The sequence below is a fragment of the Hungatella sp. SL.1.14 genome (assembly GCF_024460495.1).
Taxonomy (GTDB): domain Bacteria; phylum Bacillota; class Clostridia; order Lachnospirales; family Lachnospiraceae; genus Hungatella; species Hungatella hathewayi.
Genome location: NZ_JANFYJ010000552.1, coordinates 1 through 286, shown reverse-complemented (window position 1 = coordinate 286; position 286 = coordinate 1). Strand labels below are relative to the sequence as shown.

Sequence of the window (286 nt, the reverse complement as noted above, 5' to 3'; positions counted from 1 at the left end):
GGCTGGACCTTCAATACGCGGGATAATTTCGGAGGCGTCTTCTGGTGCCACGGAAACAGCTGGTTTACGGTGGGAATCCTCGAGTATTTGGAAATGTTTAAGGGCAGTCTGGATGCAGGTGTCCGGGAATTTATTGTGAACACCTATAAGAGCCAGGTTCATACGTTAAAGAAGCTGCAGAGCAGCTCAGGATTGTGGCATACCGTTCTCGATGATCCGACCAGTTACGAGGAGGTGTCCAGCTCCGCTGCCATCACCGCAGGAATCTTAAAGGGAATCAAGCTTG

At 50.7% G+C, this 286-nt stretch carries 1 protein-coding gene; it reads left to right on the top strand.

The window, feature by feature from the left end:
- The coding region (locus tag NE473_RS32265) for a glycoside hydrolase family 88 protein (RefSeq protein WP_256265736.1) at positions 1-286 on the top strand (286 nt) is incomplete at both ends.